Below are 694 nucleotides of genomic sequence, written 5' to 3' on the forward strand. Positions count from 1 at the left end.
CGTCACCGGTGACGTTGCAGGCGGTGCCAAAGCTGTCCTGCGCCAGGTAGAGGGCGATCATCAGGGCGATGGAGGCCTCACCGAAGCCGAGCATGGAGGTGAGCAGGCCCAGGGCTGACATGACGCCGCCACCCGGGGCACCCGGCGCGGCTATCATGATGACGCCCAGCATCATGATGAAGGGCAGCATGGTGTCTATGCCTGGAATGGCCAGGTGCTCGGAGAGGAACATCACCGCGGTGGCGCAGGTCACCAGGGTGATGGTGGAGCCACACAGGTGGATGGTGGCGCACAGGGGCACGGTGAAGTTGGCGATGCCGTCGCTCACCCCGTTGTTCTTGCTGGCCTGCAGGGCAACCGGGATGGTGGCGGCGCTGGACATGGTGCCGAGAGCGGTGAAGTAGGCGGGCAGCATGTTCTTGATGAGCATGGCGGGTGAGCGACCCAGCGCCAGACCCGTGCCGACGAACAGTACCGAGAGCCAGAGCCAGTGCATGACGATGGCCATTACCAGCACCACGCCGAAGGTCTTCAGGGTGGCGAAGACGGTGCCCTCGACCGTCATCTCGACGAAGACGCCGGCGATGTAGAAGGGCAGCAGCGGGATGATCACGCGGGCCAGCAGGCGGTCTATGATGTCGCGGCCCTGATCGGCGACGCGGCGCAGATCGGTGGCCTGGGTGGCGCTGATGCC

Annotated in this window: 1 protein-coding gene; it reads right to left on the bottom strand. The window is 65.6% G+C overall.

Translation table 11 applies throughout. The features are described from left to right. A partial coding sequence (locus tag BN1128_RS16320; RefSeq protein ID WP_042870683.1) for a cation:dicarboxylate symporter family transporter occupies positions 1 to 694 on the bottom strand: 694 nt, incomplete at both ends.

The organism is Aeromonas piscicola, from assembly GCF_000820005.1.
GTDB lineage: Bacteria > Pseudomonadota > Gammaproteobacteria > Enterobacterales > Aeromonadaceae > Aeromonas > Aeromonas piscicola.